The organism is Chryseobacterium caseinilyticum (assembly GCF_014837145.1).
Classification (GTDB): domain Bacteria; phylum Bacteroidota; class Bacteroidia; order Flavobacteriales; family Weeksellaceae; genus Chryseobacterium; species Chryseobacterium caseinilyticum.
Genome location: NZ_JACYFS010000004.1, coordinates 60,032 through 84,087 on the forward strand (window position 1 = coordinate 60,032; position 24,056 = coordinate 84,087).

The 24,056-nt window shown below is 36.7% G+C and carries 25 protein-coding genes, 1 tRNA gene and 1 pseudogene; 7 read left to right on the plus strand and 20 right to left on the minus strand.

Annotated features, from left to right (window positions below; genetic code table 11):
• The 9 genes from IC610_RS13135 to greA all read right to left on the minus strand — a co-directional run bounded on the left by IC610_RS13135 (position 1) and on the right by greA (position 10,309).
• Positions 1–2,856: a glycoside hydrolase family 2 protein gene (locus tag IC610_RS13135; protein ID WP_191737280.1), complete on the minus strand. Its 2,856-nt coding sequence runs from the start codon at positions 2,854–2,856 to the stop codon at positions 1–3.
• On the minus strand, positions 2,853–4,232 hold the full coding sequence (locus IC610_RS13140) for a rhamnogalacturonidase (RefSeq protein WP_191737281.1): 1,380 nt from the start codon (positions 4,230–4,232) through the stop codon (positions 2,853–2,855). Before IC610_RS13140 ends, IC610_RS13135 begins: the two co-directional genes overlap by 4 nt.
• 167 nt (positions 4,233–4,399) lie before the next feature.
• Positions 4,400–4,473 (minus strand) — tRNA-Met (locus IC610_RS13145).
• A gap of 44 nt (positions 4,474–4,517) precedes the next feature.
• Positions 4,518–5,801 carry a TlpA family protein disulfide reductase gene (locus IC610_RS13150; protein WP_191737282.1) on the minus strand — a complete coding sequence of 428 codons (1,284 nt, stop codon included), beginning with the start codon at positions 5,799–5,801 and terminating at the stop codon, positions 4,518–4,520.
• 61 nt (positions 5,802–5,862) lie between these two features.
• On the minus strand, positions 5,863–6,087 hold the full coding sequence (locus IC610_RS13155) for a signal peptidase (protein ID WP_191737283.1): 225 nt from the start codon (positions 6,085–6,087) through the stop codon (positions 5,863–5,865).
• Between the two features lie 7 nt (positions 6,088–6,094).
• A complete protein-coding gene (locus IC610_RS13160) occupies positions 6,095–8,026 on the minus strand; it encodes a T9SS type A sorting domain-containing protein (protein WP_228462926.1) in 1,932 nt (643 codons plus the stop codon).
• A 167-nt stretch (positions 8,027–8,193) separates the two neighbouring features.
• Positions 8,194–9,360 (minus strand): ATP-dependent Clp protease ATP-binding subunit ClpX, encoded by a 1,167-nt coding sequence (clpX, locus tag IC610_RS13165; protein ID WP_191737284.1) that lies wholly within the window; start codon positions 9,358–9,360, stop codon positions 8,194–8,196.
• A 64-nt stretch (positions 9,361–9,424) separates the two neighbouring features.
• A complete protein-coding gene (locus IC610_RS13170; RefSeq protein WP_191737285.1) occupies positions 9,425–9,814 on the minus strand; it encodes an HIT family protein in 390 nt (129 codons plus the stop codon).
• A 24-nt stretch (positions 9,815–9,838) separates the two neighbouring features.
• Positions 9,839–10,309: a transcription elongation factor GreA gene (gene greA / locus IC610_RS13175; protein ID WP_191737286.1), complete on the minus strand. Its 471-nt coding sequence runs from the start codon at positions 10,307–10,309 to the stop codon at positions 9,839–9,841.
• A gap of 108 nt (positions 10,310–10,417) precedes the next feature.
• Between greA and IC610_RS13180 the strand changes: the two genes are divergently transcribed.
• The 4 genes from IC610_RS13180 (at position 10,418) to IC610_RS13195 (ending at position 13,268) form a co-directional block, all read left to right on the plus strand.
• Positions 10,418–10,870 (plus strand): hypothetical protein, encoded by a 453-nt coding sequence (locus IC610_RS13180; RefSeq protein WP_191737287.1) that lies wholly within the window; start codon positions 10,418–10,420, stop codon positions 10,868–10,870.
• Positions 10,871–11,320: a D-aminoacyl-tRNA deacylase gene (gene dtd, locus IC610_RS13185; protein ID WP_191737288.1), complete on the plus strand. Its 450-nt coding sequence runs from the start codon at positions 10,871–10,873 to the stop codon at positions 11,318–11,320. It begins immediately after the preceding gene.
• Between the two features lie 222 nt (positions 11,321–11,542).
• A complete protein-coding gene (locus tag IC610_RS13190; RefSeq protein ID WP_191737289.1) occupies positions 11,543–12,433 on the plus strand; it encodes a hypothetical protein in 891 nt (296 codons plus the stop codon).
• A 130-nt stretch (positions 12,434–12,563) separates the two neighbouring features.
• Complete coding sequence (locus tag IC610_RS13195; RefSeq protein WP_191737290.1) at positions 12,564–13,268, plus strand: FKBP-type peptidyl-prolyl cis-trans isomerase; 705 nt, start codon at positions 12,564–12,566, stop codon at positions 13,266–13,268.
• 72 nt (positions 13,269–13,340) lie between these two features.
• Here IC610_RS13195 and IC610_RS13200 read toward each other — a convergent pair whose 3' ends face one another.
• The 9 genes from IC610_RS13200 to IC610_RS13240 all read right to left on the minus strand — a co-directional run bounded on the left by IC610_RS13200 (position 13,341) and on the right by IC610_RS13240 (position 19,822).
• Positions 13,341–13,856: a hypothetical protein gene (locus IC610_RS13200; RefSeq protein WP_191737291.1), complete on the minus strand. Its 516-nt coding sequence runs from the start codon at positions 13,854–13,856 to the stop codon at positions 13,341–13,343.
• Positions 13,857–13,897: 41 nt separating this feature from the next.
• The gene (locus tag IC610_RS13205; RefSeq protein WP_228462927.1) at positions 13,898–14,464 is read right to left on the minus strand and encodes a hypothetical protein; all 567 of its coding nucleotides are present in this window, start codon (positions 14,462–14,464) and stop codon (positions 13,898–13,900) included.
• Positions 14,442–15,818: a DUF4153 domain-containing protein gene (locus tag IC610_RS13210; RefSeq protein ID WP_191737292.1), complete on the minus strand. Its 1,377-nt coding sequence runs from the start codon at positions 15,816–15,818 to the stop codon at positions 14,442–14,444. Before IC610_RS13210 ends, IC610_RS13205 begins: the two co-directional genes overlap by 23 nt.
• A 31-nt stretch (positions 15,819–15,849) precedes the next feature.
• Positions 15,850–16,335 carry a Coq4 family protein gene (locus tag IC610_RS13215; protein WP_191737293.1) on the minus strand — a complete coding sequence of 162 codons (486 nt, stop codon included), beginning with the start codon at positions 16,333–16,335 and terminating at the stop codon, positions 15,850–15,852.
• 639 nt (positions 16,336–16,974) lie between these two features.
• The gene (locus IC610_RS13220; protein WP_191737294.1) at positions 16,975–17,814 is read right to left on the minus strand and encodes a metallophosphoesterase; all 840 of its coding nucleotides are present in this window, start codon (positions 17,812–17,814) and stop codon (positions 16,975–16,977) included.
• A 198-nt stretch (positions 17,815–18,012) separates the two neighbouring features.
• Positions 18,013–18,303 (minus strand): hypothetical protein, encoded by a 291-nt coding sequence (locus tag IC610_RS13225; RefSeq protein WP_191737295.1) that lies wholly within the window; start codon positions 18,301–18,303, stop codon positions 18,013–18,015.
• A 66-nt stretch (positions 18,304–18,369) separates the two neighbouring features.
• Positions 18,370–18,660: a winged helix-turn-helix domain-containing protein gene (locus IC610_RS13230; protein WP_056076403.1), complete on the minus strand. Its 291-nt coding sequence runs from the start codon at positions 18,658–18,660 to the stop codon at positions 18,370–18,372.
• 29 nt (positions 18,661–18,689) lie between these two features.
• Positions 18,690–19,205: a hypothetical protein gene (locus IC610_RS13235; protein WP_191737296.1), complete on the minus strand. Its 516-nt coding sequence runs from the start codon at positions 19,203–19,205 to the stop codon at positions 18,690–18,692.
• A complete protein-coding gene (locus IC610_RS13240; RefSeq protein WP_191737297.1) occupies positions 19,205–19,822 on the minus strand; it encodes a hypothetical protein in 618 nt (205 codons plus the stop codon). Before IC610_RS13240 ends, IC610_RS13235 begins: the two co-directional genes overlap by 1 nt.
• 101 nt (positions 19,823–19,923) lie before the next feature.
• Between IC610_RS13240 and IC610_RS13245 the strand changes: the two genes are divergently transcribed.
• Positions 19,924–21,525, plus strand: a complete 1,602-nt coding sequence (locus tag IC610_RS13245; protein WP_191737298.1) for a class I SAM-dependent methyltransferase — start codon at positions 19,924–19,926, stop codon at positions 21,523–21,525.
• 220 nt (positions 21,526–21,745) lie between these two features.
• Positions 21,746–22,288 carry a GNAT family N-acetyltransferase gene (locus IC610_RS13250; RefSeq protein WP_191737299.1) on the plus strand — a complete coding sequence of 181 codons (543 nt, stop codon included), beginning with the start codon at positions 21,746–21,748 and terminating at the stop codon, positions 22,286–22,288.
• 45 nt (positions 22,289–22,333) lie between these two features.
• On the opposite strand, the pseudogene IC610_RS20190 reads toward IC610_RS13250, so the two are convergent.
• Positions 22,334–22,438: pseudogene (locus IC610_RS20190) on the minus strand (enoyl-CoA hydratase/isomerase family protein); the annotation flags it as partial.
• A 141-nt stretch (positions 22,439–22,579) separates the two neighbouring features.
• Positions 22,580–23,344, minus strand: coding sequence for an enoyl-CoA hydratase/isomerase family protein (locus IC610_RS13255; RefSeq protein WP_191737300.1), 765 nt, complete (start codon positions 23,342–23,344; stop codon positions 22,580–22,582).
• A 162-nt stretch (positions 23,345–23,506) separates the two neighbouring features.
• Between IC610_RS13255 and IC610_RS13260 the strand changes: the two genes are divergently transcribed.
• Positions 23,507–24,049 carry a phage tail protein gene (locus IC610_RS13260; protein WP_191737301.1) on the plus strand — a complete coding sequence of 181 codons (543 nt, stop codon included), beginning with the start codon at positions 23,507–23,509 and terminating at the stop codon, positions 24,047–24,049.
• Positions 24,050–24,056 lie beyond the last annotated feature (7 nt).

The window sequence follows — 24,056 nt, forward strand, 5'->3', positions numbered from 1 at the left end:
TTAATCTGTTAAAATATTTTCTTTCGGCATTGTAAACTGTTTATTTTCATCGCCCAAATCCGGCAGGCCAAAATAGAAATACAGAGTTCTTTTAAAAGTTCCATTCAAATGGTTCGGTTCACTTTCAGGGCCTAAAGTCGAAGTGTCATTATTAATGTTAAACGCCAAGGCTGTTCCCAATGGAGGAATCGCATCGAAGAAAGAAATATTTCCCGTCGGTAGTTTCGGATACCCTTCAGCTCCGTAAATTCCGTAAAAATCAAAAAGTCTGACGAACATTTTTTCTTCTTTCGTTCCGACTGTTATTTTTCCCTCTGCCGTATTCAATTGCAACCACGAAATATCGTCAAAATAGCCTTTAAATTCAGGATAAATCCAAGGTGAAAAACCTGTTCTGGTTGAGTTCTTGAGATTTTGCCAAACGCTGTAAGTCTGTCCCTGAGTTCTGTTTTTCCAAACGTGATATGGACCTTTGCCGAGCCACTTCGCGCCGATGACATAATTTTCGGGATAGTCAAAACTTACACCTGCAAACTGATAATCTCCGGCAAGCGAATATTCATAATTCAATTCTAAAATACCATTCGGATTTAATCTCCAAACTGTTTTTTTTCCGTCTTTGTATGAAATCTGAATGACTTGATTTTGTCCTTCTGCAAAAGCTTTTATGGTTGATAATTCTGTTTTTCCATTCACGAAAACCGGTCCGTTTCGGAAGGTCATTTTTTTGCCTTTTTTATCTAATATGACAGACTTTAATAATCCATCTTTTTTTCCAAATGAAAATTCTTTCTCGTCTGATTTTAAAACAAATAAGGAATCATTTTCGATAACTGAAACCGGAAATTCTTTAATTAATGATTTTGAAAACTGTTTTGAAATTTCATCATTAGACCTCAATTTCCAAGTCCAGGTGTAAATCTCTTTTCCAAAGGAATCGGTAGCAGTCAGCCGTAGAACTTCATTTTCTTTCCAGTTGGTTGGAAGATTTAAATTAATATTTCCTTTTTGAGCCGGTTTTATATTTGGAGATTCTGCTTTTCCATTTTGAACAATATCAAATCCGGATTCTGAAGAAAATGGAGTTTTAAATTTGACTAATCTCCATTCAAACTGACATTCATTTAAGTTCGTAAAATGATACCGGTTTTCAACAGGAATTGTTCCATTAAAATCATTCGGCAACGTTTTCAAATCAATTTTTACCGGACTGTAAATTTCCCGAATCGCGTAAAAACTCCCCTCTTTTTCACGATGCGGACCCAACACTCCATCCGGAGCGTTGATTGCGTTCACATCGAGTTGATTATTAAAATCGGTTCGTACCAAACCTTCGTCTGCAAATGCCCAGAGAAAACCGCCCGCACCTTTTTTGGAATTCCAGTGAAGTTCCCAATAATCGGCCAGAGAAGTTCCGCCACCGCCGTCGTCCTGCGCGTGCAGAAACTCGGTTGGCATATAAATATTTTCTCCTTCAAGAATTTTTTTGGTGCTGTAATAATCTTCGTAATGGTTGCAGTCAATTCCGTTGAAAGCATTTCCAGGCTTGTGATGCGCGTGAATTACAGGACGGTTGGACAAGTCATATTTTGCATATTCCGCATCCAAATCAAAATTATGTCCGCCCTCGTTTCCGTTGCTCCAAAAAATAACGGATGGATGATTGGCATCTCGCGTAACCATTTCTCTCACGAGCCTTTTACCGACTTTGGTACTGTATTTTTTTTGCCACCCCGCCAATTCATCCAAAACATATAAACCCAAAGAATCGCAAATCTGAAGAAAGGATTTATTCGGTGGATAATGAGCGCATCGAACTGCATTCATATTCATTTCCTTGATAAGCTGAACGTCCATCAAATCGATGTTTTTGTTAACCGCTCTACCTGTTTCAGGCCACCAAACATGACGGTTGATGCCTTTCATTTTGACTTTGGTTCCGTTGATGTAAATTCCGTCGCCTTTGCGGATTTCAACCGTTCGGAAACCGAATTTTTCTTCGGTGTGGAAGATATTTTTTCTGTTTTTATTTAAACTGAATTTCGCCTTGTACAAATTTGGTGTTTCAGCTGTCCAGAGTTTTGGATTTTTAACCGAAAATTGAATCTGTTTTAAAGTATCTCCTTTTTGAATTTGAACGTGAGATTCGCCAGCAAGATTATTTTTAACATCAAAAATTTCAACCTTCACATTGTTGACAGAATTGATTCCTTTTAAATGAATATTAGAACGGAAAGTCCCGTCTGCTTTGGCATCGATGGATGTTGATGAAATATTTTCTTTAGGGTTGGCTTCTAAATAAACCGGACGGAAAATTCCACCTAAAACCCAATAATCTGCAAGACGTTCTGCGTTGTTAACCGTTTTGTCCGCAGACATTTTGGATACTTTAACTTCTAAGATATTTTCTTTTCCAAAAATTAATTTGTCCGAAATATCATATTTAAATTCGTAAAAAGCGCCCTGATGAATTTCTCCCGCTAATTTACCATTAATTTTCACCTCTGTGTCGGTCATCGAACCTTCGAAAACGATGTTCACTGATTTTCCTTTCCACGAATTCGGAACTGAAAATTTATGTTTGTACAGACCTACTTCATCATTGAATTTAAAATTTTTGCCGTAGGTGACGTAATCCCGCCCGTAGTTGTACGAGCCAAATCCCTGCTGTTCCCATTGCGAAGGAACCTGAATTTTGTTCCAGCTTACAGATTTTCTCCCGCCGGTTATCCAAAAATCCCATTCTTTCGTATGCTCAGAATCTGTCCCGCTCAGGAATTGGATTTCCTTAGATTGAGAATGCAGAAACTGTGAGCAAAAGCATAAAAGAACGAATATTTTGGTGAAAAAACTCATTTAGCAGAAATATCGGAATCGTCTTTTTTGTCGTAAGATTGCGTGAGAGAAGCAACCTGCGTCACATTGATATTTTTTTGCTTTAAATTCTGAATGTGATTCAGGTTTTGCATTTCAGGTTTCAGAGCTTTGATTTTGAAGTTTTCAAATGTGAAATCTTTTAAGTCAAACAAATCAGATTTTTCAACAGAGAATGCCGTTTCACAACTGATATCGATATTTTTTATGGTAATATTGTTGGCCAAACCTTTTCTCGGTCTTTCTTCACCTTTTAAATCAAAAAACTGATTCCAGCCTTTCACATATAAGAAAGTTTTTACATTTCCTGTAATGTTTTCAACCGTAAGAAATTCGTAATGCTGAGGCGTGTCGGGACGCATTTTTAAATGTAATAATCTCGATGCATCGTTCACTTTAGAATTTCGCAGAATCACGTTGTAATTATGAATTGATTCACTTCCGCAGGTCAAAACGCTGTGGCAAAATCCGAAGCTGTTGTCTTCGATAAGGACGTTTCTGTTTTCACCGTTGTTCGGGTCTTTATCGGATTTAGGACCTTTTCCACCTTTCAAAGCGATTGCGTCGTCATTGACTGACATGTAGCAATTTTTAATTAAGAAATTGGTGCACGCATCGATGTCAACCGCGTCTGTACTTGGCGCTTTTACAGGTTCTTTCGGAGCGAGAATCGTCAGATTTAATAATTTCACAAAATCACTTTTGTAATAATGTGTGCTCCAGAAAGGTGAATTTTTAATGGTAATACCTTCCACCTGAACATTTTTGGAATTTGAAACGTAGATAATTCTTGGTCTCATTTCATCCATATTAGTACATTTTGGATTCCACTCGCGTCTTTTCCAGAAAGATTTCCAAAAGCGAAGTCCGTTTCCGTCCAAAGTTCCTTTACCGGAAATCGTGAAACCGTCCAATCCGTCTGCGTTAATTAAAGCCGGAAAATATTTCACCGTCTGACCTTCCATTCTCGTGGTTACCACTGGAAAGTCATTAATGTCGTCACTTCCTTTTAATTTTGCTCCATTTTCGAGATGCAAATGCGTTCCCTGTTTGAAGAAAACCGAACTGATGAGAAAAGTTCCCTTCGGAACCACCACAACTCCACCTCCATTTTTTGCAGCCAAATCAATGACAGCCTGTAGTTCTTTGGTCTGAAGAATCGTGCTGTCGTTCTTCACGCCGTTGGCTGTAAGGATGTATTTTTTACCTAATTTATTGATGTCTGTTGGTTTGATTTCTTTAAACCACCTGTCGATTTTGGTTCCGTCCGGCCATTTGTCCTGGCTTTTCGCTAAAGGGGAAAAAAGAAAGACAATTAAAAAGGAAAACAGATGGATACTTTTATTTTTAAAAATCATAATCAATTTGCTGTAAAAATTTATATTTTCTGAGCATTAAAGCTAGTAAATAAAAATATACATTTTGAGAGCATGCAGTATCCTGCTCTTTCATGTCAAGGGCAAATGTATGGTAATTTGATAAAGGGTGGACAAAATAAAAAACCCCTTAAGAAAAGGGGTTTCTGTAGCGAAGACGGGAATTGAACCCGTGACCTCAGGGTTATGAATCCTGCGCTCTAACCAACTGAGCTACCTCGCCGTTTTGGTGGTGCAAATATAGAAAATATTTACAAACCTCCAAAATTATTTTAGCTTTAAATATTCCAAAACATCACCTACATGGTCTGGCTTACTGATAATCTTGTTATTAGCATCTAAAATAAAATAGGTAGGTGTTGCATGAATATTGTATTTTTCTCCATAACTGCTGTTCCAACCTTTCAATTCGGAATCATTGATCCATGGGAATGCTGCTATTTTTTTTGTATAAGCATCTTTATCCGTATCCATTGAAAGACCGATAACTTCTATACCTTTAGCTTTCATTTCCTGATATTTCGGTAGCAACTGCGGAAGCTCGTTCTCACAATGCGAACAGGTAGAAGACCAAAAAACAATCACCTTTTTGTCTGCCTTCACATCTGCCAAAGACTTCATTTTAGTATTTGTAGCGGAATAAAAAGTATAGTTTGGGAAGGTAGCACCCATCTCAACATTTGCATTGGTTTTTAATGTTGCTGCCAATCGGTCGGTGATGGTACATTTCAGATTTTTAGCCTGCGTAAGGTATTTAGTTTTAAATTCCTTCATATCGTAGGCGTCAAAAATATCAATCAGTTCAGAGAGCACTACTTGTCCTCTTGGTGTTTCCACTTTAAGTCTTTCCAAAAGTTTGTCTACCGATGCAGTGACATTATTATTACCGCCAACATTCAAATAAGATACGAGAACAGGTCTCAGTAAAGAAGATGTTTCAAGCATGTCATTAGATTTATCAATAAAATTAATAATATCGTCCTGCTTTACATCCTTCGAGTTTTCTGCCACCAAAAACTTATTGTAATTGATATTGTAGTAAGAGATGAATGGATGAGTGGAAAAATCAGAGGAAGTTTTATTTGAAAGTTTTGCAATCTCAGTATCTAAAGCTTTCCCAAAATCACTTGTACCTTTGTAATATTCTTTAATCTGAACCAATGCAGGTAAAATCATTTCTTTCTTCTGAGATCCTTCCTGTATAGAATTCATCAAAGAGTTGGCCTCATCAAGATATACAATATTCTTAACTTTATCACCATCTGTTTCCAAAGTAATGTCAACATTTTTATTTTCCGAGATAAAATTAAAACTGTTATTGGTATTAGGCAAAGTTACCTTCATCATTCCGACATAGTTTTTTGGATACTTAAAAGTCCAGACATTTTTCTTTGCCGTTTCTTTGGTGAAAATAATATCTTTTGAGCCATTGAGCGTATACAAAACAGCATCCTGTTCTTTAAAATTTGCCGGTGTTTTGATTGTTACCGTAAATTGAGCATTTATACTTAAAGCAGTAAAAAAAACTGCCGCTGCGAAAATTTTTTTCATAATGTAAAAATAAAAAAACTCCCTGATAAATCAGAGAGTTAAATATATTTTAATATAATTTTTAGATTTTTTGCGACTTGTATTTTTTAGCAAAAAACACAAGTAACATCACTGCTACAGCAGCTAGTACGTATACGTACATGTCAACTGGGATAGACTGAGCTCCAGTACCTGTAGTACCTTCACCCTCGCCAGGCGTAACGGGTGTAGTTGGCAAACCTTGCGCGTAAAATACAGATGTACTGAGGATAAAAAGCAGTGAAAAAAGTTTATTAATATTTCTCATTTTGTGTTTACTTTAAAATTTTGGTATTAACAATTTCGCCGTTATCAGCAACTATCTTTACAACATAAGCATTTTTGACAGAGCCATCTAATTTAATTACAAAATCAGTTTTTGTACTAACATTCTTTTCAGAAATAATTAATTTTCCACTCATATCATACACCTGAATATCTGCTTTTTTCCAGTTAGGATCAAATCTAACAATATAGTCTGTGATTGCCGGATTGTATATAACCATTGTTCTTGATGGTTTTACACCTTCCTGCGTACCTAAAGTACCAAGACTTGGTGCACCGTAATATAAGTCATACTCATTAGCTGAAATTGGAACTACAGAGTTATGTGCAATTTGTTGAGGTGTTCCATTTGGAGCCTTATAATAAAATCCTATCCCAGATGAAAGCGTGTTCGCACCATCTTGAATCAGCTCTGCATTTTCACGAATTTCAAACTTATAAGATACTGCAGCATTATTTACTCCATAATCATAATTAGCTAACTTCACATTTTTACCTAAGAAATCTACTTCATTAGCTTCGTTAATATACAACCAATACGCACTTGTGTAATTGTAATCATATCCGCCGTTAAGAGCTTCTTCAAATGTCCCTAAAATATTCCCGCTTGAATTTCCTGCCTGAACAGATGTATCTCCATTACTTTGATGTCCTGTTGTGAATGATCCTGAAACAACATAATAGGTTCTACCTAATTCCTTTCCATTAGCGTCAAGTGCAATTACACCAAGCTGCTTAACAGTACTTGGAGCACCATTTTTTGCAGCAGTAACACTATAACTTGTACCGTCACCTCTAAGTGTATAATTAAATCTTCTTAATGTATTGAAGTTTAAAGTTTGTGAAGCATTGCTTCTTAGTTTAATCACAAAAGTCTGCATTGGTTTGATCAACATTCCAATATCTCCTGTCGGAGCAATATTTCCCGCTGGATATGTAATAACTTTGGCACCAGTAGAATATGTTGAGCCATTACTTAGTGTCGTAATAGTTCCTGGATCATATCTTATACCTCTGATATTTGTAATATTGTTACCGTCACCCGTTACAGCTGTTTCAATATATCCGATTCTTGATAAATCTAAATTCGTCAAAAAAGGGTTACCAAACTGATAAATATTTTTTCCGTAGTTTGTACTCCAGGCACCAGCATCTGTTGTCTCGAAGCTATCCTGAAGATAAGTATTATACTTTTCTAAATATTGATTTGTTGCATTTCCTCCGGTACCATAATTAATTCCATTACCTGCATTTTGCAAAGTAACAGCAGAAGCTAAAGGAGCATACGGCACACCATTAAGTGTATAAACACTTCCCGAAGGAGTCGGTGCAATAGCAGTCATACTTGCTGGAGCAATAGCTGTATTTAGGTTTCCGTTCTTCGAACCTAACATGTAATAACCTGTAGGATCCGTAGTAGTGGTAGCTAAACTGGTATAGTGATCAGAGACAACAAGAGGGTTGTTGTATTTTAGAATTTCATTCTGAGTAAATCTTTGTGTAACGAATGTCTTTCCGAATTCTGTAGAAAGAGAACTAATCGCCTTTCCTGAAAAAGGCATAGCAACTTGTTGAAAATAAGAACCCGTAAGAGCTCCATGTCTTACCGCTCTAAATTCTTTACTTACGGTTGCTGTTACATTAGATTGGTTTAAACCATTAATGTAAAGTTGACCATACGTTAATACGGAAGGATCAGCGCCTGTAGGGTTATTTAATCTAATCACGATATTGCTACCTAATTGTCTGTTTCCACCAGTAGTGGTAATTGTTCTTACAACATCGTCGTTTGCCTGAACAGCCTCAATCATCATATTTCCATGAAGATCAATCATACCTGCTCCGCGGGTTTGCAAGCCTCCTCCGTTGTACACGAGAGTACCTTCGCTGATAAACATTTTAGCTGTATCATCTACGTGCAAAAGTACACTCTGCGCCTGAACAGAAAGACCTAAAGCTAAAAGACCAATAGTTAATAAATTTTTTTTCATTGTATAATAGTTTATGTGTTAATACAATATTCAATTGCAAAGATAGAATAATTTTGCTTTAAAAAAAATAATATCAGGAGTTTAAGGGAAATTTTATATTATGTTAATATGATCTCATCCTGCTCCCCAACACTGAACATGTAATCTTCCAGAACCTTTTCGGTGGTTCCACGAAGCCCTCTCGCACCAAGACCTTTCTCCATTGTATCGTCTACTATTTTCTCGATTGCCTCATTTGTAAATTCAAGTTTTGTACCATCCATTTTGAAAAGTTCAACAAATTGGTTCACGATCGAATTTTTAGGTTCTGTCATAATCTGAATCATCGTCTCCTTGGTTAATTTTTCCAGATAAGTGATGATTGGAAATCTTCCTAAAAGTTCCGGAATAAGACCAAAAGTACGAAGATCAATAGCATTGATACTTCTTAAGATATATTCATCTTCATCCACTTTATTGATTTTTTCCGCACTGAAACCAATGGCCTGCTTATTCATTCTTCGTTCAATGATCTCCTTAATCCCGTCAAATGCTCCACCGGCAATAAATAATATGTTTTGAGTATTTACCTGAATATATTTTTGATCAGGATGCTTTCTCCCTCCCTGCGGCGGAACATTCACAATACTTCCTTCCAGAAGTTTCAGCAACCCCTGCTGTACTCCTTCTCCGGAAACGTCTCTTGTAATGCTCGGATTATCTGATTTTCTTGCAATTTTGTCGATTTCATCGATAAAAACAATACCTTTTTCTGCTTTTTCAACATCGTAATCTGCCACCATGAGCAATCTTGAAAGAATACTTTCAACATCTTCACCAACATAACCGGCTTCTGTTAAAATAGTTGCATCAACAATACAGAAAGGAACATTTAATTCTTTGGCAATTGTTTTAGCTAAAAGCGTTTTTCCCGTTCCTGTCTCGCCAATCATGATGATGTTGGATTTCTCCAGTTCCACCTCACGGTTTTCTGTCTGTGCGTGAAGCAATCTTTTATAATGATTGTAAACCGCTATCGCAAGCTGTTTCTTAGCCTGATCCTGCCCGATTACATATTGATTAAGAAATTCTTTGATCTCTTTTGGTTTTTTTAAATCTTCCATACGTTCTGCCGGAGACAATGCAGAGTCTGTAGCCGCAGTATCTTTTACAATAGAGTGCGCCTGCTCGATGCAGCTTTCGCAGATAAAACCATTTTGCCCGGAAACCAGCATCTGTACTTCATTTCTCTTTCTTCCGCAGAAAGAACATTGGTTTGGATTCATTTTATATAGATGTATTATGAAAGAAAATCGTAAAAAATTTCTTTTCTACGATCCTCTGTATTTGTTAAGAATTAATAATTGAATTCTGAATTTCGGTGTATTCTTCAGAACTGAGTTTGAGTCTTTCGTTTTTGAAGTTCATATCTTCGACCTCATTTAAAGGAATGAGATGAATATGTGCGTGAGAAACTTCGAGACCCACTACTGCAACACCTACTCTAACGCAAGGAATTGCATTTTTTACCTGCTGAGCAACCTTTTGAGCAAATGCCCAAAGATTTTTGTACTCCTCACTTTCAAGATCAAAAATCAGATCAATTTCTTTTTTAGGAATCACCAAGGTATGACCTTTCACCAAGGGCATAGCATCCAGAAACGCGATGAAATTTTCGTCTTCAGCTATTTTATAAGCGGGAATTTCTCCGTTGATGATTTTTGTAAAAATGGAGCTCATTTTTCTCAGTTTTAAAAATGATAATTAGAGAGTAATATCTAAAACTTTAAATGAAAGTTTATTTCCGTTTGGTAAAACTATTTCTGCGGTTTCGCCAATCACTTTCCCTAATAAGCCTTTTGCAATGGGTGTGTTCACAGAAATCTTGCCAGATTTCAGATCACTTTCGTTATCCGGAACCAGTTTGAAGATCTGCTCTTTTTTAGTATCGTTGTTCAAAAGCTTTACAGTGGTAAGGATTGATACTTTTGAAGTATCCAACTGAGTTTCATCAATTACTTTTGAGGTTGTCACAATATCTTTCAGCTTGGAAATTCTCATTTCAAGCATTCCCTGTGCTTCTTTTGCTGCGTCGTATTCTGCGTTTTCAGACAAATCTCCTTTATCTCTTGCTTCTGCAATCTGCTGGGTAATTTTCGGTCTTTCAATTTTTTCCAATTGCTCAAGCTCGGCTTTCATTTTATCCAATCCTTCCTTTGTTACATAGCTTGCCATAATTTTAAAATTTTGTTTTAGTATAAAAAAATAATCCGACATTTGTCGGACAATGTTTTTGCGTGTTAATCGTTATTGTTTTACAAATATATAAAAATTTCAATTCAAATGAAAAAAACTTTTTCGCTCATCATATTTTCAATATTTCTGATTTTCAGCAATTTAAGTTTAAATTCATGCGGCAGCAGCAATGATACCGTAAGCTGTTTTCCCAATGCTCCGGTGAACGTTTCTTTAAATTTAAATCTTCCCGCCTACTTCAATCTTACACAACCTCAGGGATGGATTTATGTAGATGAACAGCAGTCTGGAACCCGTGGTTTGATTATTGTGCGAGGCTCCGGAAACACCTTCAAAGTATACGACAGAAATGCACCTCATATTTGCCCCGACGTAAACACGACCCTTGAAGTAAAAGACAACATCAGCATCGTCTGTCCAAAAGATAATGCAACATGGATTTTACTCACCGGAAATCCCACTTCCGTCACTTCACTTCCTCCTAAAACGTATCTATATAACTACGATCCTTCAACCAACGTTTTAAATGTTTATTTCTAAATGAAAGTTGTCATTCAGAGAGTTTCCGAAGCCAGCGTGAAAGTGGATGGCCAAACAGTTGGTGCCATTGAAAAAGGACTTATGCTTCTCATCGGGATTGATGAACAGGATAATTTCCCCGACGCTGACTGGCTGGTACAGAAGATTCTCAATCTCAGAATCTTCTCTGATGCTGTAGGTAAAATGAACCTGTCTGTAAAAGATATAGAAGGAGAAATTTTATGCATCAGCCAATTTACTTTGATTGCTGACTACAAAAAAGGAAACAGACCTTCTTTCATTAAAGCTTCAAAACCCGAAAAGGCGATTCCCCTCTTTGAATATTTCAAAAATGAAATTTCAAAATCCGGACTTAAAACTGAAAGTGGGATTTTTGGAGCAGACATGAAAGTTTCCTTACTTAACGACGGACCCGTAACCATTCTAATGGACTCAATTACAAAAATTTAATATTACCTCCACTTTTGGTGATTTCAAAAACACCAAATTACTCCTAAACCCGTGAAAACAGTACGGTTTCCATAAGAAACCTTTGATAGTTACAAAAACAAACTATTGCTGATTATACATCAATAACATATTATTATAACATAAATCGTAACATAATAGCATATTTTTTGCATTGGTATTATTAATTTTCACTAATTTAACACCACCTAAAAATTAAAACTTATGAAAAAATGTTATGTTTTGCTTGCTGCAGCTCTATGCAGTTATAGCATAAATGCACAGGTAGGAATTAACACTACAACTCCTAAAGGAACCTTAGATGTCACAGGAAGTCCTACAGTTACTACAATTGCAGATGGAATTATTCCACCGAGAATTACAGGAGATGCCTTAAAATCAAAGGAAAGCGCCTATGGTCCAGATCAAAACGGAGCTTTAGTTTACGTAACAACACCAGTCTCTACTACAACAGGTGCGGTAAAGACTGCTAATGTTGTGAGAAAAGGATTTTACATTTATGATGCTACATTCGTTAATTCTGGAAATGTTATGGGAACGTTTAGCGAAGTTGATATGGTCACGCCTGGTGGAACACCGGGAAATGGTGGTGCAACTGGCGACGGAGCCTATGCAGCGAGATTTACTGGTTCTTCATCTCTACTGAGTTTAAATGTGGGACTGGGCAGTACTTTTTATGCTGTACCGCTTAGCAATGCTGCAGTTGTTAACAATATCCCTTCGGTTCAGGTAGCAAATAATCAGTATACAGTTCCATCTTCTGGAATTTACCAAATCAATTACAGTTTCAGGTATGAGCAAGGCCTTATTGCCAGTGTACTTGCCAGTGCTCCCGAAATGAGAATTTTGAAAACAACATCAGGTGTCAGCTCAACTTTGGATTCAAGAACATTTGGCGGTATTACACTTCTACCAACTGTAACTCTACTTGGCATCTCTTTAGGCGCAAGTATTACCCTCGCAGATGGACAGATAAGTCATATTTATAACTTGCAACAGGGTGATGTCTTAACATTCGGAATTCAAAGAGGTGGATTGGATCTATCAGTTGCAAGTAATTCTGCAGCGGAAATTTCAGTATACAAAATCAAATAAAACTCTTCGAAAAAATATACAAATGCTTTCTCAATCTATGGGAAAGCATTTTATTTTAGATATCAATTAAGAATTTCCACAATAATTATTAGTTTTGTACCCAATAAATTTTTAGAATAAAGAATAAAAAATGAAAAAACAAACCATTGCATTGTTTTGCGTAGCAATATTCAGCGTTTCCTGCGCTCAGAAAAATGAAAAACAGGCTACTGATAAATTAACAGATGATCAAAAAGCTTCTTATTACATCGGGCTGAATATTGCCCAAAATATGAAAAAAGAAGGCTTCAAAGTAGATGCAGATCTTTTGGCACAGGCTATCAAAGAAGATTTAGAAGGGAAACCAAAACTTTTACCTGAAGCAGATATGAATACATTCATGCAGAGCTTTATGCAAAAGCAGCAGGAGAAAAAACAATCTGAAGCAATAGCCAGCGCAGGAGAAAACAAGAAAAAAGGTCTTGAATTTCTTGCTAAAAACAAACAAAACGCAAAGGTGAAAACTACTGCATCTGGTCTTCAGTACGAAGTTTTGGCAGAAGGTGACGGTAAAACCAAACCTACAGCGACCGGTATGGTTTCAGTAAAATACACCGGGAAATTACTTGACGGAACTGTGTTTGATTCTACAGACAAAAACGGAGGTGCACCAATAGATTTAAATCTTGGCAGCGTTATCAGAGGATGGACTGAGGGAATCCAGCTCATGAGCAAAGGTGCGAAATACAGATTTTATATTCCTGCAGATCTCGCTTATGGGGATCAAGGTGCCGGAGGTGCTATTCCACCGGGAGCAACAATTATCTTTGATGTAGAATTGGTTGAAGTAAAGTAATCTTTATCATCATAAAAGAATGTCTTTCAAAATATTTGAAAGACATTCTTTTTATTTAAAATTCTAATGTGATTATCTTACCGGTACACTGCTGAAATTGAGTGCTACTTTAAGCGTCATATCAGATGATGTCTGATTTTTCAATTCATAAACAGTTCTTACCGTAACTCCAGAACTTTTCACAACAGAATCCAAAAATCCTGTTTCGTTATTTAAATCCAGGTTTAGGTTTGAAGATGTTGTAGCAATATTTGATCTTGAAGCCACGAGTCTTTCGCTGGTTCCGTCAGAGGAAATATAGATTTTTACAGATTTTAATGCACTTAAAGTTCCGCCTGTAGGAGATGCCACAGAAATTTTTGCATCGGAAATTCTTACATCTTTAATCTGAGCGTTATTGTTTCCTCCAAACCAAGTCTGAACATTGGTAGCTGTTGATGTTGAAGAAACTTCTTTATCTGCAGGAACTCCGGTAGAAACCAAAACGCTCGTCGTATATGGAAACGTATTCTGTACAATAGATTGCACGGCACCGCAACTTGTTAAAACTGCTGATGCTATTACTGCGGTTGGAAATATTTTTTTCATTTTAATCAAATTTCTGTTTCTGGCATCAGAAATTATACCAATCATTCTACCGTCACTGAAAAGTCTCCTGTGATAATTCCGTCGGCCATATTGTTTTTGCCGATGACAAGCCACAGTTCGCCGGTTCCTTGCACCTCATGACTCAATTCTTTACCAAATGGCCCATCCATAGAGCCATCGGGCATCTTAATCTGATTGAATCTGATGTTTTGGTTCTTATCTTTCACTTTTATTATGGCTGAAATATTTGATTTTTTAAAGTTTGTGATTTTCAAAATCAGTTTATCATGATCTGGTGTAAACTTTTCTCCAATGGTAAACGGAAGCCTTTCTCCATCGGCCATTCTCACGATTACACGGTCTTTCTCCTCGCGCATCACACCGTTTTCTAATACTTCTTTGGTTTTTGGTGCATTGTTGATGACGGAATCTTTCATTTTTACTGCAACAGAATCTTTAGGATTTTGATTTACTGCCTGCTCATCAACTATTATTGAATCATTGGTTTGAGCTACAGTTTCCTGTTTTTCTTTCTGACATGATGTTAGAAATAACAGCGTGATAAGTATCGGTACAAATTTCATATTACTTAGTTTTGGTGGTTTCATAGAACAAAATTTTTGAAAGAAAAGTATTCTGTTTTTGCTGTTCAGTTTTTACAGTAACCTCTTTCAAGAGTTTCTCGTCTTTCTTTTCTTCAGCATATTTAATCAGTTGTTTTTCGCTGAAGCTGATGGAATGAAGATGAAAGTTGACGGCAAAATCACTTCTTTTGCTGTTTTGCATGGTGATAATTCCGCCCCAATTGATGAAAGAACATGCTAAAACTGTTCCATAAACAGCCCAAACCATTGAATTAAAAAGATATGCATTTGTTTTCTGCGTGTGAATTTTGATAAAAGTAAGAATCAAGCCAATCAGCGATAAAATGAGAAAAGCATACACTCCCATTTTTTTATATGTGAAACCCATATCAATGATGTACTCTGTATTTTTTACAAATGCCGAGATGATTAAAATGACATTTAAGAAGATCCATACTTTAGCCAGGATTTTTAAAGATTTAGCCTTCACGTCGAAGTTAAAACCACCTTTAAAGTACATCATAATAACCAAAATCGCCATGATGATTGATAAAATAACGGCATTTACTCTTTCGTGGGTTTCTTCTCCGAGCTGAATGGTTGTTTTCTGAACCTCTACAAACTGTTCATAATTAAAGGTGAAAATAAACACCGCCAACAAAATATTGAGGCAAAAAAGCGAAATGACACCGCTCATTCTTTCAGAATTTAAATCTAAAAATGAATAGGTTGGCTTTTGAATTTTCGCAGCTTCACCAAACTCATTATCCAGAATATGGTTTTGTCTGTAAATCAGTCTCTCGACAGCAAAATTCCAGTAGTTGAAAGCGATGAAAAATCCTAAAACGGTAATAACAATCAGCTGCCAGATATTGACATCCCATTCGTAATTGCTGAAAAGATCTGCGAAATGCGAACTTCCGGCAGCATAGATCCCGAAAAAGATCGCCACTAAAATCAAGGGGATGAGGACAAAAGCGATGACTTTCTGCAGCAAGCCTGAGGTATTGGTTTTTGGCAACCATTTGTCAAAGTTGAAAAACCTGCAGATAAAAGTAAAGCCGTTGACGACGAAAACCGGTATCAGCAGTAGAATTTTCATTTTTCTGTTTCTGGAGCGGTAAGCAAGTAGAAGATGCGAACTTAACACCGCAAGGAATGATGCAAAATCTCCGTACCATGCAAATGCAATACTTGAAAGAATGCTCATGACAAAAATAATAAGAAATTCTCTGGTTTTGTTTTGTCCAGGTGTTTTGTAGAGTGCTAAAACTGCGTAGGCGATTCCTACAATTCCGAGATTGAGACCAATGTCTTCGTTGTAAAATACGATGACGAAAATTAGAGTAGTAAGAAATATATAGTGATGTGTTTTCATGAGGGTGAGATTAGATGTTGGAGGAAGGATGTTAGAATAAAACCTGTGTTTCTTTTTGTCTGAAAAAATCTTTTACGTTTTCAAAATTCTGCCAGAGAAGTTCTTCAAAATCGACGTGGTGAAAGGCACGCATTGATTTTCCTTTTTGGTATGCGTTTCTGTAAATTTTATGATATTCAGGAAGAATGATGCTTCCCAAAATTATTGCGGCTAAAAGATGAGCATTGAGTTTTCCGTTTCCGAGGAGGAGGAACTGCATGGCAATCTCGTCTTCGAAATTGGTTCCGCAACCGGTGATGAGATGATGCACGTCGTGGTTTTCCATTTTCGGGATCATGGTGAAGCCGTGTTTTTTATAGAATTCACCGAGTTTTCTGCCGAGGGAATCTTTTTCAAATTCTAAAAGCTGTTTTTCATTGAACTGCCACTGTCTTTTCTTCTTTTTGAAGTATTTTCTGTAGAGTTTTTGTGTTTTGTCGTAAACGAAAAGCAGGAATTTTACGCGTAGTTTTTTCATAATGTTTAATGTTTGATAAATTTTATTTGAACACAGAGCACACAAAGCTTTTTAAAGAATTAAACTTAAATTTTTCACAGAGCCGTTTCACTTATTAAAGCCGACAAAACTGCGCTTAAGTTTCAAAGATTTTAGTAAAAAGTTATTTTAAGCATCAACGTTGAGGTTAAGTGATTGTAGACGGAGTTTTGCTTAGTTGAATTCGATCACATGATCTAGACATCGAATTGCACGCGCCCCGACCTGAACGGAGCTCTTTTTGTAAGCGATGGGAAAAGCCAAGGCACAAAAAAGCGGGAGTGGAGGGCGGATAAAGGCGCCCAAAAAGATTACCTTGCTAATAAATTAAATCCTATTATCGTATACAAGATGGCGATTGGTATATTGATGCAGATGATCAATGATGCTTTAATGCAGTGGTTAATGTAAGTTTTATGAATCAGTCCGTAAATCATTAGAATAATGATAATTAGCAAATTAAGAGGTGTTGCAAATATTAACAGAACGAATCCACAAGAGGCAAAATCCTCAATTTTCGTAAATATATATCCGAACAGACAGATGTTTGCTGAGATGAACGAGATCCAGAATGATATTTTACCGACTGCAAGTATATCTCTACTTTCCATATCTAAAATTTTAAGTTTGAGTTAATTTAAAAACCGTAATCTCCGGCCGCACCATAAATCTCACCTGATAAGAATGCCCGATGGCACGGTTGATGTAGAGCATTCTTCCATCCTGCAGATCAATTTCTCCGGAAACATATTTTCTGTTATTTACCGGAAGAATTGGAGTGATAATTCCAGGAATCCTGCACTGTCCGCCGTGGGTGTGACCGCTTAAAATCCAGCCCTGATATCCGTTCCAAACGTCCTTGTCACAAACATCGGGATTGTGGCAAAGTACCAGATTCGCTTTTTCCGGATCGTAATCTTTCATGACTTTCATCGGATCAAAATTGGGCGACCACAGATCGTCGAAGCCGATAAAATTTAATCCGTGACTTTCTTTCTGGAGATTGTTGATCATTGTAATACCATTATCTTTAAGAATTTGGCAGATGATTTCTGAAGTTCCGACATCCTTGAACTGTACTCCGTAATCATGATTTCCAAGAATTCCGAAAGTGCCCAGACTACCGTAGACCGCTTCTGCCATTACTTTTTTTAGGCTTTCATGATCTTCGGGAGTTCCGTGATTGACGTAATCGCCGGTGTACACTACAAAATCAGGATTGAAGTTTTTTGCTTTCCGGAAAGATTCGATGAGAAAGTTCCAGTCGAAGCGGTCTCCGACGTGTAAATCTGAAATCTGCATAAGGATTTTCCCTTCCAGTTCAGATGGGAGTTTTTTTATGGGGAGTTTTCTTTCGACAAATTCCACCCAAAACGGTTCGATCTGCCATGAATACAAAAACGGAAGTGCGCCGACTGCGGAAAGCTGCAAAAGTCTTTTGAGAAAATGTTTTCGGGTCATACTGAAAGTTTTGAAATTATCTGCTATTTACTAATTCGGATTTCAAGTCAATCTAATTTTATCTCATGACTCAATCTTCGCAATACGCTTCGACAAGCTCAGCGTGACATCTCTAATACTAACCTATTGATTTCACACTGTCAGGCTGAGCCTTTCGAAGCCTTTTTGTTTGCTATTAGAACTTTAAATAAAACCAAATCAGCTCCCAGCGATCGGTGATCCAAAAAGACCCACCGCCATTTCAACCCAGATGATCATGAGAATAAGAATAATAACGATGGAAATGATGGTTTTTGCTCTTACTGAAAGTTTTGAACTCACAATCATGTAAATAAATGAAGCCGTACCGAAGAGTAAAATGCCGGCAATCAGAAAGTCTGAACCCGTCCAGTTGAAGCCTTCCACAAAATGATTTGAAATGAAAGCTGCTATCATCAACAGAGATGGAATAGCGAAAATGACTGCTGTTTTTTGTTGTTTTGTCATCATAATTTTTAATTTTAATTTATTAAAGTACTTTGTGTTTCAAAGTTAATTTTCAAAAAAATATAGAGTTTATCTTCCTATTAATTTTTCTAGGGCATCTAAATGCTGTGTGAAAGCTGTTCTACCGGATTGCGTGACACGGTACGAAGTTTTCGGCTTTTTACCGACGAATTCTTTCTTCACTTCAATGTAATTGGCTTTTTCGAGAGCGTTGCTGTGACTCGCCATATTTCCGTCTGTGATTTCCAGAAGGTTTTTCATTTCAGAAAAATCAACCCAGTCGTTGACCATAAGAACGGACATAATGCCCAATCTCACACGGCTTTCGAATTCTTTGTTGAGTTTTGAAATGTTAATCATTTATATTAAAATTTACTTAAAAAAACTTCTTATTTTTTCTTAAAAAATACATTTCCAAATTTTTTTGATTTGAAAACATAATAAAAATTCCAATTGTTCCTCACCAATAAAGGTTCAGGATCAATTATCTGATGTTCAGGATCAACTTGAGTTAATCTTAAATGGGGACTTGCGTATCCATCAATAAATTCTACAATACCTGTATGCTTGCTTTTAATAATACCATTGTCGTAGTATTCAAAAAATATGAACTCGTCATTTTCTTTTATCTCAAAACTAAAATGCTCAAATTGCCAATCAGCGTTTTTGCCTTTAAACATATTTTTGTCGACAACATATTCTCCATACAAATCATCTTTGCCAACGTTTGTGGGACTATTTAAAAAGCCTGCAAATAACAAAGACAGAAACAATAAAACTAAAATCGCCCAATAACCAACAAATAATTTGATAAAAAGCTTCTTTTTGGTAACAAAATAGATAATGATGAAAATCGATGAAATACCGAAAAGTAGCAAAAAAAATATGACCCCAACAATAATCATCACTTATATTTCTTATGCATAATCAAGCCATACACAATATGCAGCACACCGAAACCAACCGTCCATGCGACCAGTCCCCAACCTAAAAACAGGAAGGAAAGTAATCCCAAAACAATCTGGCAATACCCTAAATATTTTATGTCTGTCAAAGTATATCTCTCGGCACTTACCAAAGCTAGTCCGTAAAAAATCAATGTTGCCGGAGCGACCAAAACGAACAAATGATGATACAAAAGTCCGAGACAGAAAAGCCCTCCAGTTACTAAAGGAACAGCAAAGGCAAAAAGCAGTTTTTTTGTCGTTGCATCCCAGATTTTCAATCCCTTCTTTTTGCTTTTGTTAGCTGTAAAAATGTATCCGCTTGCAATCGCAACAACGAGAATTACTGCTCCGATCACGACAAGTTCCTGCACCAAAGCTTTGCTGAAAATATTTCTGTCACCATCAAAATAATCGATTCCCTCTCTTTTAAAAACAAAAAAAACATAAGCCGCACCAATGATTGCCGCTAAACCAGCCACTACTCCCGACAGGCCACTCAGTGAAATAAAACGTGAGGACCGTTCCATCATAGAACGGATGTGTGATAAGTCTTCGTGATAGTTTTTTGATTCCATATAAAAGAACTTTGAATTGCAAAGTTATATTTTATTTTTAAACCGCAAAATTTTTATTTAAATAATTTGTCCAAATTCTTATCTTTAAGAAAAACATAATTATGGATAAAGAAATTCTGCGGTCAGAAATTTTCAGGCATCTGGATGGCGTTGTCACTGCGCCCATCGTCGCTTCACTGCTGAAAAAAGAAATTATCGCCTTCATCATTCAACGTGAACAAATTGTTTTAAGTGAGCTTACCGACGAGTTCAAAGCCAACGAAGGTTATCTGAACGTAGCTGTTCGGGCACTTGCATCACAGGGATTTTTGGATTACAGTGTCGATAATGAGAACGATGTGATTACAATTTCTACAAATGCTAAGACTCGATTTCTTCAGAAATACAGTTTGCTTTATTTAAAAGTAATTACGTTTTTGAAACATTCGACAGATATAAAAAATCAGATCAATGAAAGTTTGTTTATTGAAGAATTTACGCAGTTAAGTAATTCCGTAAAAGGTCACTTTGGGATCCAGCTTTCAGATGATTTCGATAAAAAAACTGTACAGGAACAGATTTTAAAACATATCGAAGGCTGTATCATCGGACCTGTCATCGTCTATCTCGGCATGACCGGAATGTTTCACAAATATTTTATGGAAACTTCTTTTCAGGCGGCAGAATTTCATAAAAATTCAGAGAACTTTGAAGTGATTTTAGATTTCCTGACGTATTTAAACTGGTTTAAAAAAACAGGAGACAACTACAAATTTACTGACACCGGAATTTATTTTGCCAAAAGAGCCGCATCGTACGGAGTTACAGTTTCCTATCTTCCGTTGTTGAATAAAATGGATGATTTGCTGTTTGGAAACGCTTCAAAAATCAGAGAAATTTCCGAAGGCGAAGATGAACTTCATGTTGACCGTGCGATGAATGTGTGGGGAAGTGGCGGTTCGCATTCCAATTATTTTAAAGTGGCGAATGATTTTATTATTCAGATTTTTAATCAGCCTATCCATCTGCAGCCGAAAGGTGTTTTGGATATGGGCTGCGGAAACGGCGCCTTTATTCAGCATATTTTTGAAACGATTGAAAGATATACGCTTCGAGGGAAAATGCTGGAAGAACATCCATTATTCCTGGTGGGTGCCGATTATAATCAAGCTGCTTTGAAAGTGACCAGAGCCAACCTCATCAACAATGATATCTGGGCAAAAGTAATCTGGGGCGACATCGGAAATCCGAAACAACTGGCTGATGATTTAAAAGAAAATTATGAAATTGAACTGTCAGATTTATTGAATATCAGAACATTTCTTGACCACAACAGAGTCTGGAAAGCACCGGAAAACAGTCAGCCTGAAAGAATGAGTACTTCGACCGGGGCCTTTGCCCACCGTGGAAAGAGATTACCTAATAATCTAGTTGAAGAAAGTTTAAAAGAGCATCTCGAGCTTTGGTTACCTTACATCAGAAAGAACGGATTGCTTATCATCGAGCTTCACGCTTTGGATTCGAAACTGACGTCTGAAAATTTAGGGAAAACTCCTGCAACGGCTTATGAGGCGACGCATGGTTTTTCTGATCAGTATATTCTGGAAGTGGATGTCTTTAAAAAGATTTGTCTGGAAACAGGACTGCAGATTGACAAAGAATTATTCAGGAAATTTCCCAATTCTGATTTGGCGACGGTTTCGATTAATTTACTAAAAAGCTGATTTTGTTTAACCAAAAATCGAAGATTCGACAAAGTCAATATTCACAAAAGATCAGACGGAAAATTAGTTATGCAAAAGGGCAAAAAAGGTGGGCGAATAAGAAAAACTTTACATCGAAATAATTGAATTTAAATCTCACGCAGATTTTAGGGATAGGTCAGATTGTTTTCATGGTTTAGACCTGCTAAATGTGAACAGTCAGCGTAAAAAAAAAAAAAAAATGACATTTGAAATATTAGAAACAGAACGATTGATCCTTCAGAAACTTGATTCAAAGAAAATGAATGAGATTTTTGCATTGAAAGATGATGAAAAAATAAGAGAAATTTTAGGCATTACGGATGAAGAAGAATTTGCACGACAGAAAAGGATGAATCATTACGGTTACGAATCTTACAACCGAAAAATGCTGAATTTTAAAATTGTGGAAAAGCAAAGTGGTAAAAAAATTGGAAACTGCAGTTTTCACACATGGAATCCACAGCATCACCGTGCAGAAGTGGGATATGATCTTTTTTCGGACGAATTCAAACGGAAAGGTTATATGAAAGAAGCTTTGGGAAAGGTGCTTGAATATGGTTTTAACGAAATGGATCTGAACCGGATTGAAGCCTTGATTGATGACGAAAACACACCTTCCAGGAAACTTCTGGAGCATTATGGATTTGTAAGAGAAGGCATTACGCGAGGTCATTATCTGGTAGACGGCATTTTTGAAGATTCAGTTCTGTATTCTCTTTTAAAATCTGAATTCACACAGTAAAAAAAGCGTTGTTAGTTTCGAATCTTGAACAACGCTTTTTATCAATTACTTAGCTCTTAATCTTTCTTTGATTGCCCCAATATTTTTCTTGGCAGAATCTTCCAGAATCAAGCTGGCACTCATGTGAATTCTTGCAGGCATCAGTTCGTTAGAGAGAAGGCATTACACGAGGTCATTATCTGGTAGACGGCGTTTTTGAGGATTCCGTTCTGTACTCTCTTTTAAAATCTGAATACAAAAAGTAAAAAAAGCGTTGTTAACTATTAAATTTTTAACAACGCTTTATATCAATTACTTAGATCTTAATCTTTCTTTGATTGCCCCAATATTTTTCTTGGCAGAATCTTCCAGAATCAAACTGGCACTCATGTGAATTCTGGCAGGCATCAGTTCGTTAAAATGCTCTGTTCCTTCCCACGACACTTTTTTAATTAAAGCCAAAGCATCTTCGCTTCTTGAAGCTAATGTGTTTAGAAATTTCTCTAATTTAGAATCCATTTCTGCAATGGTTTCAGAAACTGAATGGTAAATATTGTGCTGTTCTGCCCAATCTGCAGATCTAAAATCTGCATCAATCGCCATTGCAGAAAACTGAGACTTCCCAATCTTTCTTTCAACGTAAGGCCCGATTACGAATGGCCCGATTCCTAAATTGATTTCCGTTAAAGCCAATGCAGAATCTTTGGTGGCAAAACAGTAATCAGCACCGCAAGCCAGGCCTACTCCACCACCTGTCGTTTTTCCCTGAACTCTTACGACCACGATTTTTCCGCAATTTCTCATTGCATTTAAAACTTTTGCAAAGCCACCGAAAAATTTAGTGGAAGCTTCCAGTTCTTCAATTGCCAATAGTTCATCGAAACTTGCTCCGGCACAGAATGCTTTTTCGCCTTCACTTTTTACGAGAATGGCTTTTACTTCATTTTTTCCTCCTTCTTCAAGAATTGTTTCAGCTAATTTTTCGAGGATCGCACCTGGAAGGGCATTGCTTTTTGCGGTACCGAAAGTGATTTCGGCAATACTGTTTTTAATTTCTGATGTTACAAAATCGCTCATTCGTTTCTCAATATGATTTAAACAAAAATACTAACAATTGTTCGGGTAAAAAAATCATTAGGTATAAATACTGAATCGCTTAATTGGTTATTTCTACGCTAAAAAATAATTATGTTAAGTTTTACCTTTGACCTAACAAACTAACCCAAAAAACTTATTATTATGGACGAAATGATAGCAACAATCAAGATGTTCGCTGGAACCTATGCACCGGCAAACTTTATGTTTTGCGACGGATCTTTACTTCAAATTATGCAGTATCAGGCTTTATTCTCATTGATTGGTACAACCTATGGCGGAGACGGTATGAGAACTTTTGCTTTACCCAATCTAAACGGAAGGTTACCCGTTGGAGCAGGAAATTCTACAACAGGAAAATCTGTACAGCTTGGAGAAGCAGCGGGAAATTATCAAAATACATTAACAGAAGCTAACTTACCAAGCTTCAGCGGATCCATAAAAGTGGCAAAAACAAATGCCAATTCTACCACTCCGTCGGCTTCATCTTCAATAGCAATCACTGGGACGCCGAACGGAAGAGATTTTAATCCCATCCCAAGCTATGTAGATGGAAACCCTGATACTTTAATCAGTGGACAGTCTGTATTTCATCAGGGGCAAAGTGCGCCAGTGAATAACATGCCACCTTATTTGGGAATGAATTATATTATCTGTGTGAATGGAATTTATCCACCAAGACCTTAAATAAATC